Below are 17,053 nucleotides of genomic sequence, written 5' to 3' on the forward strand. Positions count from 1 at the left end.
ATGGAGCTTACTATTGACAAATTTGAATCCTGGTCTCCGGTAAAAGAAAGACCATTGATTATTTCAGGGCCTTGTAGCGCTGAATCAGAAGAGCAACTCATGGACACCTGTACCCAACTGTATAAGGAAGGTATCAGAGTGATGAGAGCTGGTGTGTGGAAGCCAAGAACTCGTCCGGGTGGATTTGAAGGCATAGGCAAAGAAGCCCTTGGCTGGATCCAGAACGTGAAGAAAGAGTTGGGTGTCAAATTTGCTGTTGAAGTAGCCAACCCTGACCACGTAGAGGCTTGTCTTGCTGCTGGCATCGACATCCTTTGGGTAGGTGCACGCTCGACAGTGAACCCCTTCACTGTGCAGGAAATTGCCGACTCTCTTGTAGGCGTTGATGTACCTGTACTGATCAAAAACCCTATCAACCCCGATCTTGCATTGTGGCTCGGGGCTATCGAAAGAATTAACAAGGCCGGTATCACCAAAATTGGTGCTATCCACCGTGGTTTCTCTTCTTTCCAGAAGACGAAATACCGCAACGTGCCCGCATGGCAGTTCCCTATCGAACTAAAAAGAGAGTTTCCTGAGATGCCTTTGTTTGGTGATCCCAGCCATATTTGCGGCAACAGAGAAATGCTTCTGGATGTAGCTCAGAAAGGGTTGGACTTGAACTATGACGGCTTGATGATCGAGTCGCACAGAGATCCGGACAACGCATGGAGTGATGCCAAGCAGCAGGTGACGCCTGCCCGCCTGGGTGAAATGGTAAGAGAACTGAAGCCAAAAAGCGCTCATTCAACGGACGCCACTTTCAATCATTTCATGGAGCAAATGCGTGATCAGATTGACAACGCCGACCGTGAAATCCTTGAAGCTTTGGCCAACAGGATGCGCCTGGTGGAGAAAATGGGTGAATTCAAGCGTGACAATAACGTGACTATCTTCCAGGTAGACCGCTGGAATGAAATCTACAAAAGCAGAGCTGAGTGGGGCAAGTCACTTTCCCTTTCTCCCGACTTTGTAGAAGAAACCTACAAGCTGATCCACGTTGCTTCTATCAAGCAGCAAACTGAGATTATGGCGAAAGTACCTGCAGGCGGAGAAAAGTAAAAATGATTCTCGGTAACGTAGAAATAACGAACAACCTCCCCGAGTCATTGGGGAGGTTTTTTTCAGTCCAATCCTATTCAAAGGTGGCTGTGCTGGTGGACGAAAACACCAGGCAGCATTGCTATCCAAAAGTAGCGGCTCACCTTCCCGGGCACTCGGTGATTGAAATAAAAAGCGGCGAAGAGGAGAAAACGCTCCACACGTGTGAGCATATCTGGAACGAGTTAACCAAGCTGGAGTGCGACAGAAAAGCGCTGCTCATCAACCTTGGCGGGGGCGTAATTGGTGACATGGGCGGCTTCTGTGCCGCTACCTACAAGCGGGGCATCAAATTTCTAAACCTGCCCACCACCCTGCTGGCTCAGGTAGACGCCAGCGTGGGCGGCAAGCTGGGCATCGACTTCCACGGCCTTAAAAACCATATCGGCGTTTTTCAGGAGCCGGAAAGAGTCATCGTATCCTCTGATTTTCTGGCCACATTACCGGAAAGAGAGGTCAGGTCTGGCTTTGCAGAAGTACTGAAACACGCCCTGATTGCAGACGCCAGGTACTGGGAGACCCTCACTACCAAGACTTTCGGGGAACAGCCCTGGGACGAACATATTCAGCATTCTATTGAAGTGAAAAGTGGGGTGGTTGACAAAGACCCAAAGGAGAATGGGCTGAGAAAAATCCTCAACTTTGGGCACACTATTGGTCATGCCATAGAAACTGCCCTGCTCGACTCCGGCAACAGGTTGCTCCACGGTGAGGCCATTGCTATCGGGATGATTGCTGAAGCCTACCTGTCGACCAAAAAGACAGGGCTTTCACAAGGAAGCTACAAAGAGATTACGCAGTACCTACTGGTGACGTACCATCCGGCGCAGGTAGGTGAGGCAACGATTAAAAAGGCAGAAGGCTTAATATTGCAGGATAAGAAAAATGAAAAAGCTACCATTAAGGGTAGCTTGTTGAGTGCCATTGGTCAATCAGAATACGATGTGATTATTACTTTAGGGGAAGTTAGGGAAGCCTTAACTGAGTTCAACTCAGTGGTGAATCTTTCTTCTGCTAAATAAAAAAATGATCGTCTTCGTCGCTCTTTTTCACTGGTTGGGTTTTAGCCGATTTTGAAACACGGGCTTTAGTGACCATCCCTTTGATAGGAGTAACGCCGAATACTGTAATTGCACCAATAACTGCACCTGCAACGATGGTAGTTATGGTTTTTGATCTGTTCATAATAAAAAGGAGTTTAAAGCATTTAATCACAACAACGATGCCAGACTGCTGAAGGTTTTAAAAATTATTTTTAAATCACTCTCATCTAGCTAACATAAAGACAATTAAATCGGGTATTTCCACTAAGCATACCATGAATAAAATTTCAATCAACACCTCCGCCGCTATTCCCGCTGCATCCACCATCAACCTGAGCGCTTCCAAAAGTGAGAGTAACAGGGCCTTGATCATACAGGCGCTTTCTGATGAGAAAATTGACCTCAACAACCTTTCTGATGCCCGTGACACACAAACCATGATGCGCTTACTGGCCTCAAAAGACAAAACGTGGGACGTGCTGGACGCTGGAACAACCATGCGCTTTCTTACCGCCTACCTGGCGCTTACTGGAAAAGATCAAACTATAACGGGCTCAGAACGCATGCAACAAAGGCCCATAAAGCTATTGGTGGATGCCCTGCGAGAGCTGGGAGCAAGCATCGATTACCTTAAGAATGACGGCTATCCACCGCTTAAAGTCTCTAAAATAACTCAGCAAAAAACGGACTCCCTGAAAATACAAGGCAACATCAGCAGCCAGTACATTTCCGCTTTGCTAATGATCGCCCCTATGCTACCTAACGGTCTTACCATCGAACTGGTGGGAGATGTGTTCAGCAGACCCTACATAGAAATGACGCTAGGCCTCATGCAGCAGTTTGGGGTAAAGAACGAGTGGAGGGGAAATACCATCGCTATTGCGCCGCAGAAATACACCGCTAATTCCTATACCATTGAGTCGGACTGGTCAGGTGCTAGCTACTGGCTAAGCATGGTGTCGCTGTCCAAAAGCAGCAAAGTAAAACTCACGGGGTTAAGAGAAAACTCCTATCAGGGCGACATCCGCATCAGGGAAATCATGCACGGCCTGGGACTCACCACCAGGTTTAGCGGTGAAGAGTTTGTTATCGAGAAAAAGCCCAGCATTTCCCCTATGGTTATTGACTTTAAGACCTGCCCCGATTTGGCCCAGACAGTAATGGTGGTAGCCACCGGTCTGAAAAGCCCTATTTCGATGACGGGCCTTGAAAGCCTGCGCATCAAAGAAACCGACCGGCTGGCGGCTATGCAAACTGAGCTGGCAAAGTTTGGGGCTACGCTTGTGGAGGAAACTCCAGGCTTCTGGGAGTTGGAACCGCCCACTGAGCTACCAAAAGACCCCATTACCATCAGCACCTACGAAGACCATCGCATGGCCATGGCGTTTGCGCCGCTGGCTCAAAAAGTGCCTTTGATTATAGAAGAACCGGAGGTGGTGAATAAGTCCTACCCTGGTTTTTGGGAGGATTGCAAAAAATACGGGCTCGATATCAAAGAAGTATAGTCTATGGAAATCATCTATCAGCAAGAGCAGGATTTAACCGTGAAGGACTTCACGGAGCTGCTTATTAGTTCTACCCTCGGTGAGCGGCGTCCCGTGAACGAGCCTGAGCGCATAGAAGAGATGCTCAGGCATGCCAACCTCACCATTACCGCAAGGCACAATGGAAAGCTAGTTGGCGTAAGCCGCAGCCTCACCGACTGGGTGTATGCCACCTACCTGAGCGACCTGGCGGTGCACATCGAATACCAGCACAAAGGAATTGGCAAGGAGCTCATTCGCCGGACAAAGATCCTGGCGCCAAAATCTAACGTGATACTACTGTCGGCTCCAGCTGCTATCGACTATTATCCAAAGATTGGAATGACGCACCACACCCATGCTTTTTGGCTGAGGGACTTGAAGGAGCTGAAGTAGCAGAAAAAAGCCAAGCTCCTTATTTTTTCACAAAGCTGGACTCCATCAACACCCATGAATGGGGGTCAAGGACAATCTTTTCCGGCATTACCTCAAACTGCAATGTAAAAACATTCGTTTTTTCATTCACCTGCAAAGTATTGATCACGGGCCTGGACTGTCCCGGCAGAAAAACACCCACCTGCACAGGCATTTTAAACAAACTACCGTCGGTCTGCACCTGGTCAAGTGTGATATTTACTTCCTTCGTTTTCTTGTCAAAGCTCCAGGAGCCCCGATAGACCAGATGGCCTGGCTGGTACAGCCATTGGTCAAAGAATTGCTTTAAATCCAGACCGGAAGCTTCCTCCATCTCCCGCCTGAAGTCCGCAGTCGTCGCATTCAGGTTCTGGTATTTCTTGTAATAAGACTGAATTCCCTTCCAAAAGTCGTCTGTACCCATCACGCCTCGTAACATATGCAATATCCAGCTCCCCTTCTGGTAGGTTTGCGAGCTGGTCACCTTACTCATGTCGCTAAGGTCATCATGTACAATGCGATAGGCCGGGTTTTCAGCGTAGAAGACATCAACTCGCTTTTTGCTTGAAGCAAGCCCCTCCATGAAGGCGTCGTGCCCGTACTCATGCTCTATAAATAGCAGCGTGAAATAAGTGGCAAACCCCTCGCTCAACCACACATCGTCCCAATCATATTCAGTCACCGCATTGCCAAACCACTGATGCGCAATTTCATGGATGACCACATTGCGCCAGCGCTCATTCTTGTCGCCTACTACAGAGTTTTCGCTGTACAGAATGGCGGACGCCGCCTCCATTCCCCCGCTGACGCTGTTCGACTGTATGTTGGCTAATTTTTCATAGGCAAAGGGCCCAATGTAATCGCTGTAAAATGCCAATACCTTTTTGGTCGGTTCTGCAAAATCTTTGAATCCCGCTTCCCTGTCCTGGTGGTAAACCCATGTTTCGATCGACTTATGATCAAATTCATCCACGTATTGCATGGCAAAGCGGGCCACCCCCAGCACGTACAACCACGAGGCGATCGGAACAGATTGCTTCCAATGGGTCACCCGCAGGTCAGACGCCACATCGGAGACTTCCGCCCTCAGTCCGTTTGATACCACCTGATAGTGCGCTGGAGCTGTCACAATAAACTCACATGTAGCTTTGTCGTACGGATGATCCACAACAGCCAGCCAATTCCTCCCCTTGTCGGGCCAGTTGTCGCTGAAAAAGGTTCGGTCTCCGTACTTGTTGTTGCCAATTTTTAACCCCGATGCCGGAGTGCCCGCATAGGTGATGGTGTACTGCTGTCGCTCATTGGCCCTTGAGGCAAACGGCAGCTTTATCTTCAACTCCTCATTTTCATGAGTAAAAACCACTGCTCTCCCATTGGAAAGCACGCCAGACACCCGCATTCCTTTATTTTGAAGCGCCGCACTTGCCTTCACTAAATCAAGTCTCAGCCATTCTACCCCATCGGCGAGGTACCTGACGTCTACAGTTTCTTCACATTTGATTTCGTCTGTATCGTCCGAAAGTTCGATTCGAAAAGCATAGTGCAGCACATCGATGTTTGGATTTTTAGGATAGGTATCTCCAAAGCAAAGGGAGGAAATGAAAATGGAAGCGAAGATTAACAGAATGCGTTTCATAGGGGATATTTAACAGGCAATGGGGGTTTCAACAGGTTATTTCTTAAAAGGCAATTCAACTGGAGGCAAAAAGTCAATAAGGCCTTTCTCTTTTATGGTCCGTTCCACATCTTCGATGCGGGAAGGAACAAAGGCACTCATATTTTCAACACCGGTTTCCGTCACCAGGGCCATGTCCTCAATCCGAATGTAAAGCCTCTCCTCGTCAATCCAGATCATCGGGTCGATGGTGAACACCATGCCAGGCTGCAGCGGAATGCCATGCACCCGGCCCACATCGTGTACAGCCATACCAACAGGGTGCTGAAAATGACCCCGAAAAGTCAGCCCTTCCTGTACAGCCTTCAGGTGAGCGGGTTTTACAAACTTTTTACCGACCAGGTATTGTTTCATGTCTGCAGCGGCCCCATCAAGCACATCGTTTGAGGTCACTCCCGGCTTAATGTACTTAAAAAGCGCATCCCTGTAAGCCACTATAAAGTTGTATAGCTCCTTCTGTTCCTCATTGAATTTACCGTTGACAGGCCAAATACGAGTCACATCACTCGTGTAGTTGTTATAGTCCGGTGCATAGTCCATGAGCACCAAGTCCCCCGCCTTCAATTCATCGGTTTTGTGAAAATAGTGCCCCATGTAGGCATTGGTACCTCCTCCTATAATGGACGGATAACCATCACCCTGCGCACCGTGCAAGTAGTAAACGTACTTGGCAGCGGCATCAAGCTGGTATTCGTAAACCCCAGGTTTGGTAGACTTCATTGCCTCAATAATCCCCAGACCCGCCATTTGCGTCGCCCGACGAATCAGCTCAATTTCCCTTGGGCTTTTCACCACCCTCATGGCATCCAGCAAGGGCGACAAATCTTTTATTTCAAATTGCGGTACTCTTTCTCGTAGCTTTTGAATAAAAAGAGATTGTCTGGTGGGTTGCCCGTCCCAGGGGTCAGCAGAAGTCCGTGCCTGAGCAAATAGCAATTCATCACGGCTGTCGTTGCCAACCTCAGTGGGGCTGAACTCCGTGTAAAGCAAAGGGGCTGGTGGTCTGATCAAGCCGCTGCCTACCAAATCCGCCGACAAAAACTCTATGCCCTTTACCTGTTCAATGCCTGTGAGCTCTTGAACCAATGCAGCATCCTCCGCCGACAAAACTTTCCCTTGCCCCCTCTCCATGCCTTCATCACGATGGGGCAGGTAAATGGTTGATGCCTTACTCCTTCCATTGATCAGCAAGTAGGCATGCGGAGATTCAAGCCCGGTGAGATAGTAGTAAGTATTGGATTGTCTAAAAACGGCAAACCCCGGAATGCCTGGCGCACCCTGCACAAGGGCAATGGCATTATTGCCAATGGTTTCCATTATCTTCTCCCTTCGCTGACTAAATTCTTCTTTTGAGAAGTCAGTTTGATAGTGGTGTTTGTCTTGAGCAAAAGACAAATGGACTAAACACAAAAGCACTGCAACATGACCGATTGTTCTTTTCATAGGTTAGCTTCTTCGACGGTATTAAAGGTAATAGATTTAAACAATTTGCCATCACGGTCGCTGCGTTGCTGCCTTACTAAGAAGCAATCAGAAGAATAAGGCGCCAAGGAGTTACTATCATACTTTTTTTAGTCCATATTTTTAACATTTAACAGGCTATCGGCATGGCATTCCACTTATAGATACTAACTATAACGATATAGAAAATATAGATTTATACTATCGGTCAGAATATTGTAGATTTGAATATCGAACAAAAAAATCTGTCAACAATGGAAAATAAAACACACGCTGGAGGCGCCTACGATGTAAACGGAGCAGAAATGTGCCCGTTTCTGAATGGCGAACTCAATCAAACCGCAGGTGGTGGCACGTCAAATAGTGACTGGTGGCCTAACCAGCTGAAAGTAAACATCCTTCGTCAGCATTCTTCTCTGTCTGATCCGATGGGCGAAGACTTCAACTACGCCGAAGAGTTTAAAAGCCTTGACCTAAAGGCTTTAAAGAAAGACCTCACTGCCCTGATGACCGACTCGCAGGACTGGTGGCCTGCTGATTTTGGTCACTACGGCGGCTTATTCATTCGTATGGCTTGGCACAGTGCCGGCACATACCGCATTGCCGATGGCCGTGGCGGTGCAGGCGCCGGGCAGCAAAGATTTGCTCCTCTTAATAGCTGGCCTGACAATACCAGTCTGGATAAGGCACGCAGGCTCCTGTGGCCGATCAAGCAAAAGTATGGACGCAAAATCTCCTGGGCCGACCTGATGGTTTTAACCGGCAACGTGGCGCTGGAATCGATGGGCTTCAAAACCTTCGGCTTTGCAGGTGGTCGTGCAGATGTGTGGGAACCAGAGCTGGACGTGTACTGGGGTGCTGAAGACACCTGGTTGGGTGACAAACGCTACTCAGGCGAGAGAGACCTTGAAAATCCATTGGCCGCAGTACAAATGGGACTGATCTATGTAAACCCTGAAGGGCCAAACGGCAAGCCTGATCCTCTTGCAGCTGCCAAAGATATCCGTGAGACGTTCGGCCGTATGGCAATGAATGACTACGAAACCGTGGCACTGATTGCAGGTGGCCACACATTTGGTAAAACTCACGGCGCTGGCGATGCAGCTCACGTTGGCCCCGAGCCTGAAGCCGCTGGCATCGAAGAGCAAGGCCTTGGCTGGAAAAGCAGCTATGGTTCTGGGAAAGCTGGCGACGCAATTACCAGTGGTTTGGAAGTAATCTGGACAACCACACCAACGAAGTGGAGCAACAACTTCTTCGAGAACCTGTTTGGCTACGAATGGGAATTGACCAAGAGCCCCGCAGGTGCGAACCAGTGGAAGCCTAAGGGTGACGCAGGCGCAGGTACTGTACCCGATCCTTTCGATCCGTCGAAGCGCAGGTCACCATCGATGCTTACTACCGACCTGGCACTAAGAGTGGATCCAGCCTACGAAAAGATTTCCAGGAACTTCCTGGAGAACCCGGATGAGTTCGCAGATGCCTTTGCTAAAGCGTGGTTCAAACTTACTCACCGTGACATGGGCCCTCGTGCCCGTTACCTGGGCCCTGAGGTACCAAAAGAAGAGCTTATCTGGCAAGATCCTATCCCGGCTGCGACACACAAGCTGGACGACAAGGACATTGCTGCCCTGAAAGCGAAAGTACTTGCTTCAGGACTGTCGGTATCAGAACTAGTATCAACTGCCTGGGCTTCTGCTTCTACCTTCCGTGGCTCCGATAAGCGTGGTGGTGCCAATGGAGCACGTATTCGACTTTCACCGCAAAAGAACTGGAAAGTGAACAACCCGGCTCAACTGGCAAAAGTATTGACCAAGCTGGAAGGCATCCAAAAGGATTTTGGCAAGCCAGTATCAATGGCTGATTTGATTGTGCTGGCTGGATGTGCAGGTGTTGAGCAGGCTGCTAAGAACGCAGGACAAGCCATCACTGTTCCTTTCACTCCGGGACGTGCTGATGCATCGGCAGAGCAAACCGATGTAGAAGGTTTTGCGGCACTTGAGCCACAGGCCGATGGGTTCCGCAACTACGTGAAGAAAAAATTCACTGTATCTGTAGAGGAGCTACTGATCGACAAAGCCCAGTTGTTAACACTCACTGCGCCAGAAATGACTGTGCTTGTGGGTGGTATGCGTGTGCTTGGCACCAACTTCGACGGGTCCAAGCATGGTGTGTTTACCAATCGTGTTGGCTCATTGAGCAACGACTTCTTTGTGAACCTGCTCGACATGAGCACTACATGGAAAGCTGTTTCGGCGGATGGGGACGTATTCGAGGGACACGATGCTAAGACTGGCAAAGTAAAATATACAGCCACTCGTGCCGACTTGATCTTTGGCTCCAACTCTGAGCTTCGTGCCCTGGCTGAAGTATATGGCTGCGGCGACTCTCAGCAGAAGTTCATCAAGGACTTTGTGAAAGCCTGGGACAAGGTGATGAACCTCGACCGTTTCGATTTGGTTTAATAATGATATAAATATTTAGAGTGAAAAGGTGGTCTGGAAACAGGCCACCTTTTTTATTAGCATGCTCATTTCTCTCCTGAGGGTTGGGCATCTCTGGCTAGACATATTCAAAGATTGGCGCTCTGTAAAAATATATTCAGGGCTATTCAGCGGTAGCGTAAACCTGAAATCACTTCCATTTCCCTTTTTCCTTGCTAGCCAAATTTCACCACCTAGTTTTGTGACAAATTCTTTGCAAAGAGCTAACCCTAAGCCTGAGCCTCCTGAGTTTGACACGATTTTGAGTTAAGTATCTGATATATAAGTAATTAAAAAATTGCTTTCGATATACAAGATTTTATAAGTATTTGATTATCTGATCCTTATGAAAAAGGTCTGGGAGGTTCTTTTCAGCCACTGCTTGTAGTAATTGCTGTGAGATTTCAGAGGTCTTGGAGCGCAGGTAGAAGTATTGATCGGCTTGTTTGACAAGGCTGACTTGCATTTTGGACAAGTGGGTTCGGATGGTTTGCTCTGTAAGTGGGGTGCCTTGTTTGGTTAGCCGAAGTTGTAAATGGTTTAGCATGCTATAGGCGATATAGCACAGACAAATGTGACCCTGGATACGCTTATTGGTCCAGTGGAACATCGGGCGGGTTTCCAGATAGCCTTTGAAGGTACGGAAGCTATGCTCTATCTGGTATAGATGGTGGTAGTGATCCAGCACCTGTTCATGGGAGAGTCCTTTGGCGTGGTAGGCGATGGCAAGGAAGCCGTCATACTTTTCGCTTCGTTTGATTTTTTCAGTATCAACCACATACTTTTCCCCTTCGGTATTTTTGAGGTAGTAGTGATGGGCCTTCTTTTTGAGTTGCGTTGGGTTTTTGAGCAACAATTCAGCCTTACGAAGCTTTTCTTCTCTTTCTTGTCGATCTTTTTCAGCTCGCTTTTCGCTGTAGGTAGCTATGATCTTTCGCTCATTGTATTCCAGGACAGTGTAGCGCACTTTGATCGGCTCACGCTCCGAACCTACTGAAGAACTCATCCATTGATGGTGATAGTTATCCAGATCGATCAACCGGGCCTGGATGGGTTTGGGGAGTACCTTGAGCCGCTCTCCCATGATGAACTCATAGCCTTTGTCAACAGTGACTTGCAGGTTGTCAGTATTGAGCATGCCTCGGTCGGCGACCAAGACGATGTTTTCGATCTGGTATTCTTTCTTGAGGCTTTCCACCATTTCTGTGTAGGTGTATCCTTCCCACAGGTCTCCGCTATAGAGTTTGTAACCGATGGGTTGCTTGTATCTGTCAATGAGCATGGCAAAAACCACTTGTGTGCTTCCTATTTTGCCATCTTTGCTAAAGCCTTTCTGACGCAATGCTCCTTCCTGTTCTATTTCTGATTCAAAATAGAAGGTGGTCACGTCATAGAACACCACATCTAATTTCTGGTTGAACAGGTCTCTACCAGTTTGGAAAATGGTTTGCTGGATCAGTTGGCTATGGTCAGCCAGGTAGTCCAGACTCCTGTAGAGGTGTTGCAAGGACACCTGAGCCAGCCCCAGGTATTCTTCCTGGTGGAAAAAGCTACCCCGCTTGCTACAAGGATCATTGAGGCGCTCAATGAGCAGTAGTAAAACCACTTCAGTAAGAGAGAAGGTCAGCTTTTTCTTTTTGGTGATCCGCTGAAATATGCGATCAAGGCCGTAATAGTGGAGTATTTTACGGTAAACCAACAGAAAGCCGTAGTTATATCTACCTTCTTCGCTGACCTGCTCACCGAGTAAATCCTTCAGATTTCCACCACCTAATTCATAGAGCCGCTGGCCCATTCGTTTCAGAGACTCGGGCGAAAAACTGTCTACCCGCCCCAGGCTGTAAAGCGTTTTGGTGCGTGGCTTGCCATCCTGGTCACGATAAGACTCAACGATGCGGATATAATCACCTGATGGCTTCTTGTCGATAATGATACTAGGCACTCAAAATCTGTTTGAGGCAAATCAAGCCACTATCTGAAAGAAAATCAAGCGAGTTTTCGATATACAAATTTCTGAAAAGTAGTCTAAAAAGTGCCCATACACAGCGCAATGGCACTTTTTCAATTTCAGCGTGTCAAACTCAGGAATAATGATATAAATATTTAGAGTGAAAAGGTGGTCTGGAAACAGGCCACCTTTTTTATTAGCATGCTCATTTCTCTCCTGAGGGTTGGGCATCTCTGGCTAGACATATTCAAAGATTGGCGCTCTGTAAAAATTTATTCAGGGCTATTCAGCGGTAGCGTAAACCTGAAATCACTTCCATTTCCCTTTTTCCTTGCTAGCCAAATTTCACCACCTAGTTTTGTGACAAATTCTTTGCAAAGAGCTAACCCTAAGCCTGAGCCTTTTTCGTTTGCGGTGCCCAATGACGATCTGTTCGCTGACACCTCGAACAACTTCTTACTAACCTCGTCACTTATTCCCAGCCCATTGTCAGACACAGAAAATTGAACCTGGTTTTTCTCCAGGACAACCGACACGATGATGATGCCTCCGGATTTGGTGAACTTGATAGCATTAGAAATAAGGTTTCGCAATATAGTTTTCAGCATCCTTTCGTCGGTGTATATTTCTATTCCCTCCGAAGCGATCTGACTTAGGGATATATTCTTGGTTCTTGCAATTGGGTCTGACAGCTCAATCACCTGTCGAATAGTCGTTGATAAGTCTATTTTTTCCGGTTTATAATTGATCTCTCCGGTCTGCGATTTTGCCCAATTCAATAGGTTATCGAGTAAGGCCAGCGTGTTTTTGACTGATACTTTTATGATCTCTAAATACTCCGCCGATTTTTCCGTGTCCGATTTCCTTAGCGGTTCAATCAACAGTTCTGACAACCCTAAAATATTATTCAATGGTGCCCTTAAATCGTGGCCCATAATGGAAAAAAGTTTGTCTTTGGTCGCATTCAGCTCTGTTAATTGCATTTCACTTTGCTTTAGTGCTTGCTCGGCTTTTTTGCTTGCAGTGATGTCCCGAACTACGCCAACAAGAAATCTTTTTCCACTGGCATCAACATAGCGTGACTTTCTGGTGGAAATGATCATCGTCTCGGCTCCCCTCACCGTGAGCGTTTCTTCATTTATATTTTCCTTTCCGTCGGCAAGAACCTGGCTATCAATTTTTAAGAAACTTTCACGCTCATCAGGAGAAACATGCTCGGCCAGGGTTTTACCCATGATTTCTTCACGAGGTAGCCCAAACATTTTACAAAAGGCGTCATTAACCAGTACCAACCTACTTTGATCGTCCTTTACAAATACGGAGTCACCCATGTTGTCGAGGATAGTATGGATGTAAGCATTGGCCACACTATTTTGCACTACTAAAGACTCTTTTTGCCCTTTTTTCTGTTGGTTTTGAGACGAAAGCTGTAATCGCAAAATTTCGTTTTGCTTTTTAAGTTCAGCAACCTGGCTTTCCAGTTCTAAGCGGGTTGGTTTGTTCGTCATTTTTTGGGTGGTAGCAGGTGGCAACACAATTGCAATTTTTCATCTTTCACAAAGCTGATCTGCTCGTGTTAGCACCAGACTAAATTAACTCTTGTGGCGGAGATTCCAAGCTTCATGACCTATTTCGTACTCAATGCACTTCGTTCATTCCTTCATTAAGGGCTTTATGAACACCATGGGACAAGATAGTGCGCCCTGACCACTTCGACCTGGCGCAACCAGGCGGGCAGAAGCTTTAATATGGCCATCAAAGTAAAAATGGCAGCCTGAAACAGGCTACCCTTTTTTGTTTATAGCACGGTCATGAGTGATTCAAATGAGCACTTCTTGCCCACTGTCTCACCCAACAAAAAATCTTTCTCAGATACCCGTCAACGGAATTACTCCGCCCCTGCCGTTTCAGTGTTTACTACTGGCCAAACACCCGGTGACGGCACGCTCACTCCTTTGGTCTCTCCTCTTTCAGTATCCTGCCCGAAGTAGTACAAAGGCCATCCTTTGTAAGTGAGCTGGCTCTCACCAAATACGTCGATTGAACCAAAGTCGCTTTTGCTGGCAGCAGAAACAACTGCTTTGGGTTCTTTGGCATACACGGGCCAAATTGTATTGTTAGAAAAATCGCTGGCAGTGAAAGTATTAACGTCTTTTGAGTCGTTGGTAAAGGCATACAGTGTCCTGCCCGATGCATTCACGAAGAAAGCAGTAGCTCCTTCTCCCTCTTCATACGTTGAAGTGTAGTTCTTCCCGTCATTGCCAACCAGTTGTGCATTTGCCAGCATGATGGAATAGTCGGGTTTGGCTACAAAAAAGGCCCCTCCCGCACCGTCGCCAGCGGTAGCACCTGCTGTTTCAAGCACGCCGTCGCCAGCACGAGAAAAGTGATAAAGTGGCCAGCCTTTGTAGGTTGTTTGCTTGGAGCCGTTGCTGTGGGTGATCACTGCAAAATCGCCAGCTTCCAGGCCAGTGCCAATCTGCGGCTCTTTCGCATAGTAAATAGGCCATTTGTTGAGACAGCCATCTACACAAGCACTGCTGCCAGACACGTCTTTTGCGAAAACATATAATGTGACACCATCGGTATCAGTCAAAATCTGGCCCAATGTTGCGTCAGTCGATAGTTGGATCATTGCAGCTTCCTCCGCATCAGGATTTTCGCTGTCATCACCACATGCCGTAATGGTTGCCATTGTTAGCAACACTAGTACAAATTTTGCATTCAATTGCTTTACTAAGTTTTTCATTTTTCTTTAATCTGGTTTAATAATTCGTTTGGTGTTCGGCCAAATTCTTTGCTGCTTAAATAGTTTCTTGTTCATGCAGTGCCTATCCGTTAGCCGATCACAGACAATACTCTTCTGTCTCAAAACCGGGTCGGGTTTCTGGGTAGACTTAGGGCGCACGGCGTTATGAAATATTGAACTGAGGGATATTTCTCGTCAGCTCAAATCAATTAGTCCGTGTTAATAAAGTGGATGCTAGTTCAGTTGAAAAGTTCTTGAGACATTAAAACCGAAGTGAATTTCGCCTTTGAAAAAATCGTTGGTCGTTTCTGACACGAAGCCCTTCGGTACCATGGAGGTGGCATTGGTGAACTGGAGCTGGAATACGTGCCCTCCCGTTTCAATATCGACCCCTATGGCCAGCGCATTCTGTGTGTTTTCGTTGAGGTGCTGAAACTGATAGTAATACTCAGCACAAAGGGCCACCCGCTGCGAAAGCTTGATGCGTCCACCGATACCCAGCGCTAAGATGTCATTGTTCAGATCCGTTTCGCCAATCAGGTTGCGGTGCACCCAGGTGGGCATCAGCTGGAGCGAAAGGCCGTTGTTAAACTTTCTGGCCAGCAAAAGCTGATGCGTAAAAGCCAGCTTGTCGGTAAACAGCAGATCGTACGTCGGATCCTTCAGGGTCTTCAATGCCATAGAGCTCAGCCACGTGGCAGACAGTGGGACACTGCCTTTGCCTGTCGACTGACGAAGCAGGCGGTATTTGACAAACCCATCATAGGTCTTTTCAAAAGAGCTCCTGCCAACTCCCACATAGAGCCTGTCGGTGAGGGCATACTCCAGCCCGATGCGTACCAGGGCGTTGTCCAGCCCAAAGAGCTCATAGGCTCCACCGTCGATAGTACCAAACCGGTGCGCTATGATAAAATCCATCACACCTTGTTTTCTGGTTTCAATGGAATGACCGTTGATCAGTCTGGTGCCTTTGAAGGTGGCATCCACCAGCGTTTTCTGATCGGCCTGCTCAGCTTCCAGACCAGCCAGAAGATCATCCTGGGCCAGCAGCGGCATAGCCAATGCCAGCGAGATAAGAGTTGAAGTAATCTGCTTTACCATCATTTTGGACGTGAGAAATTAAAAAATGCCTTTACTTCGACTACCTCCGCAATGTTCTTGAACACGATGGTGGGTATTTCGATATCGAAATCAGCCACCGCCAGATTGAAGGCGGTAGTAGCTTTCAAGTCTTTAGCAGAAACATCAAACTTGACTGTTGTCTTCAGTGGCTTCTTCACTCCGTGGATTTCCATTTCTCCATCGGCTTCTGCTTCAAAGCTCCCGCTTTTCGAAAAGTCGAGTGCAGCGAAGTTGCTGATAACGCCCTTGAAAGTCGCTCTCGGAAATTTGTCCGACTCCACGTAGTTTTCGTTGAAGTGTTCCTCCATCAGGCTCTTGTCAAAGTGAAACCCCTTCATCTGCATCGACACTGCCAATGTTCCTTTTTCAAGGTCGATAGCACCCAGCACCTCCTTGTTAGTGGCTTCAATGTTTTCCAGCGGTGCTTCAGAAAAGAAGGTGGCGGTTCCGCTGCGATCCACCATCGGGCCCTGCGCCATCGCCAGACCTGCTGTGATCAAGCCAAGAATGATTGTTAATATTTCACGTTTCATTGTATCTCTGTTTTAAGTCTAAAAATTGGAGTTACCCTGGTTCCCGCAGGTATTCCTTGTTATTTGTTGTCGCTAAAAGTGATTCGTCTATCAATTTTGTAGTGCTCCATCATCCACCCAGCAGGCAATAGCATCTTTTTGCGCCTGAGTAAGTGTCGACCCTCTGGGCATTGATCCACTCGCTGTTCTTGCTTTGATGGAGCTGGCCCTGGCTTGAATAGTAGCGAAAGACCTCAGGTCGGGAGAGATGCTGCCGTTGTGGCAACCCGAAACCGCACAGCTGTTTTCAATAATGTTTTTGACAGAATTCTCGTAGCTAACGCCCGCCAACACCTCCACGCTCTCGACGATCTCACATCCCAGCTGGTCTGCTATTTTCACAGTATAAGTACCCCTGGTCAGGCCAGAAAAAGTCCTCCCCGTCTGTGGCTGGCCTTCGTTGATACTGTAGCGGTAGGGCTCCACACCCCCAGAGGCTACCACCTCAATTTTCCCCTCTGTTGACCCACATCCCGACTCCTCCACCACAATTTCCTGCAGGTTCACCCCCTCCAGGTTTTGAACCGGAATAGTTACCTCACTTGCGCAGCCTTTCGCATCAGTCGCTACCACTACATAGTTTCCCGCCTCCAGACTACTAAATACACCATCCGAATTTGTCCCGCCTTCTGATGTATATACATAGGGAGGCTGACCTCCAGCCGCATTTACCCTGAAGCTCCCAATGGCTGCGCCACATTCAGTCGCTACGCTTTCCAATACGTCTATTTCCACTGGCGACACCGAGCAATCTACCTGTGGTTCAGCCTGCTCCCAGGTGCACGACATTGCGGTGAGAAAAAATAGCACGCTGACAGTGCCACGAATTAATTTTGTTTTCATAATTAAAAAATAGTTTTGCTAGCAACCCCGCCCAGTTTCTAAAAAAAGAAGAACAGCCAAAAGGTTGCCATTTATCTTTT

Annotated in this window: 15 protein-coding genes; 5 read left to right on the plus strand and 10 right to left on the minus strand. The window is 47.7% G+C overall.

Features of this window, described 5'->3' with window-relative positions; genetic code table 11:
* Entirely contained in the window at positions 1-1,101 is a 1,101-nt protein-coding gene (locus ACMVP2_RS04985) for a bifunctional 3-deoxy-7-phosphoheptulonate synthase/chorismate mutase type II (RefSeq protein ID WP_151997986.1), read from the plus strand.
* A gap of 2 nt (positions 1,102-1,103) precedes the next feature.
* Positions 1,104-2,162, plus strand: coding sequence for a 3-dehydroquinate synthase (aroB, locus tag ACMVP2_RS04990; protein WP_416866950.1), 1,059 nt, complete (start codon positions 1,104-1,106; stop codon positions 2,160-2,162).
* Here aroB and ACMVP2_RS04995 read toward each other — a convergent pair.
* Positions 2,155-2,325 carry a hypothetical protein gene (locus ACMVP2_RS04995; protein WP_339791859.1) on the minus strand — a complete coding sequence of 57 codons (171 nt, stop codon included), beginning with the start codon at positions 2,323-2,325 and terminating at the stop codon, positions 2,155-2,157. The genes aroB and ACMVP2_RS04995 overlap by 8 nt on opposite strands.
* A 133-nt stretch (positions 2,326-2,458) precedes the next feature.
* Between ACMVP2_RS04995 and aroA the strand changes: the two genes are divergently transcribed.
* Entirely contained in the window at positions 2,459-3,688 is a 1,230-nt protein-coding gene (gene aroA, locus ACMVP2_RS05000) for a 3-phosphoshikimate 1-carboxyvinyltransferase (RefSeq protein ID WP_339791857.1), read from the plus strand.
* 3 nt (positions 3,689-3,691) lie between these two features.
* Positions 3,692-4,102 (plus strand): GNAT family N-acetyltransferase, encoded by a 411-nt coding sequence (locus ACMVP2_RS05005; protein WP_339791855.1) that lies wholly within the window; start codon positions 3,692-3,694, stop codon positions 4,100-4,102.
* A 19-nt stretch (positions 4,103-4,121) separates the two neighbouring features.
* Here ACMVP2_RS05005 and ACMVP2_RS05010 read toward each other — a convergent pair whose 3' ends face one another.
* Positions 4,122-5,756 (minus strand): M1 family aminopeptidase, encoded by a 1,635-nt coding sequence (locus ACMVP2_RS05010; RefSeq protein WP_416866951.1) that lies wholly within the window; start codon positions 5,754-5,756, stop codon positions 4,122-4,124.
* A gap of 36 nt (positions 5,757-5,792) precedes the next feature.
* Positions 5,793-7,238, minus strand: coding sequence for an aminopeptidase P N-terminal domain-containing protein (locus ACMVP2_RS05015; protein ID WP_416866952.1), 1,446 nt, complete (start codon positions 7,236-7,238; stop codon positions 5,793-5,795).
* 272 nt (positions 7,239-7,510) lie between these two features.
* On the opposite strand from ACMVP2_RS05015, the gene katG reads away from it, so the two are divergent.
* Entirely contained in the window at positions 7,511-9,721 is a 2,211-nt protein-coding gene (katG, locus tag ACMVP2_RS05020) for a catalase/peroxidase HPI (RefSeq protein ID WP_416866953.1), read from the plus strand.
* Positions 9,722-9,736: 15 nt separating this feature from the next.
* Here katG and ACMVP2_RS05025 read toward each other — a convergent pair whose 3' ends face one another.
* The 7 genes from ACMVP2_RS05025 to ACMVP2_RS05055 form a co-directional block, all read right to left on the minus strand.
* Complete coding sequence (locus tag ACMVP2_RS05025) at positions 9,737-9,997, minus strand: ATP-binding protein (RefSeq protein WP_416866954.1); 261 nt, start codon at positions 9,995-9,997, stop codon at positions 9,737-9,739.
* A gap of 61 nt (positions 9,998-10,058) precedes the next feature.
* Entirely contained in the window at positions 10,059-11,681 is a 1,623-nt protein-coding gene (locus ACMVP2_RS05030) for an IS1634 family transposase (RefSeq protein WP_416866955.1), read from the minus strand.
* A gap of 278 nt (positions 11,682-11,959) precedes the next feature.
* A complete protein-coding gene (locus ACMVP2_RS05035; protein ID WP_339791848.1) occupies positions 11,960-13,195 on the minus strand; it encodes a PAS domain-containing sensor histidine kinase in 1,236 nt (411 codons plus the stop codon).
* Positions 13,196-13,575: 380 nt separating this feature from the next.
* Entirely contained in the window at positions 13,576-14,436 is an 861-nt protein-coding gene (locus ACMVP2_RS05040; RefSeq protein WP_416866956.1) for a hypothetical protein, read from the minus strand.
* A gap of 234 nt (positions 14,437-14,670) precedes the next feature.
* Entirely contained in the window at positions 14,671-15,540 is an 870-nt protein-coding gene (locus tag ACMVP2_RS05045) for a DUF5777 family beta-barrel protein (RefSeq protein ID WP_339791842.1), read from the minus strand.
* Positions 15,537-16,091, minus strand: a complete 555-nt coding sequence (locus ACMVP2_RS05050) for a YceI family protein (protein ID WP_416866957.1) — start codon at positions 16,089-16,091, stop codon at positions 15,537-15,539. The genes ACMVP2_RS05045 and ACMVP2_RS05050 overlap by 4 nt, the downstream gene beginning before the upstream one ends.
* A 90-nt stretch (positions 16,092-16,181) precedes the next feature.
* Positions 16,182-16,973, minus strand: coding sequence for a SprB repeat-containing protein (locus ACMVP2_RS05055; RefSeq protein WP_416866958.1), 792 nt, complete (start codon positions 16,971-16,973; stop codon positions 16,182-16,184).
* Positions 16,974-17,053: the final 80 nt, after the last annotated feature.

This window comes from Imperialibacter sp. (assembly GCF_048007035.1).
GTDB lineage: Bacteria > Bacteroidota > Bacteroidia > Cytophagales > Cyclobacteriaceae > Imperialibacter.

Coding starts and splice junctions, on each gene's coding strand:
- ACMVP2_RS04985 (WP_151997986.1), top strand. CDS start 1: ATGGAGCTTACTATTGACAAATTTGAATCCTGGTCTCCGGTAAAAGAA.
- aroB (WP_416866950.1), top strand. CDS start 1,104: ATGATTCTCGGTAACGTAGAAATAACGAACAACCTCCCCGAGTCATTG.
- ACMVP2_RS04995 (WP_339791859.1), bottom strand. CDS start 2,325: ATGAACAGATCAAAAACCATAACTACCATCGTTGCAGGTGCAGTTATT.
- aroA (WP_339791857.1), top strand. CDS start 2,459: ATGAATAAAATTTCAATCAACACCTCCGCCGCTATTCCCGCTGCATCC.
- ACMVP2_RS05005 (WP_339791855.1), top strand. CDS start 3,692: ATGGAAATCATCTATCAGCAAGAGCAGGATTTAACCGTGAAGGACTTC.
- ACMVP2_RS05010 (WP_416866951.1), bottom strand. CDS start 5,756: ATGAAACGCATTCTGTTAATCTTCGCTTCCATTTTCATTTCCTCCCTT.
- ACMVP2_RS05015 (WP_416866952.1), bottom strand. CDS start 7,238: ATGAAAAGAACAATCGGTCATGTTGCAGTGCTTTTGTGTTTAGTCCAT.
- katG (WP_416866953.1), top strand. CDS start 7,511: ATGGAAAATAAAACACACGCTGGAGGCGCCTACGATGTAAACGGAGCA.
- ACMVP2_RS05035 (WP_339791848.1), bottom strand. CDS start 13,195: ATGACGAACAAACCAACCCGCTTAGAACTGGAAAGCCAGGTTGCTGAA.
- ACMVP2_RS05040 (WP_416866956.1), bottom strand. CDS start 14,436: ATGAAAAACTTAGTAAAGCAATTGAATGCAAAATTTGTACTAGTGTTG.
- ACMVP2_RS05045 (WP_339791842.1), bottom strand. CDS start 15,540: ATGATGGTAAAGCAGATTACTTCAACTCTTATCTCGCTGGCATTGGCT.
- ACMVP2_RS05050 (WP_416866957.1), bottom strand. CDS start 16,091: ATGAAACGTGAAATATTAACAATCATTCTTGGCTTGATCACAGCAGGT.
- ACMVP2_RS05055 (WP_416866958.1), bottom strand. CDS start 16,973: ATGAAAACAAAATTAATTCGTGGCACTGTCAGCGTGCTATTTTTTCTC.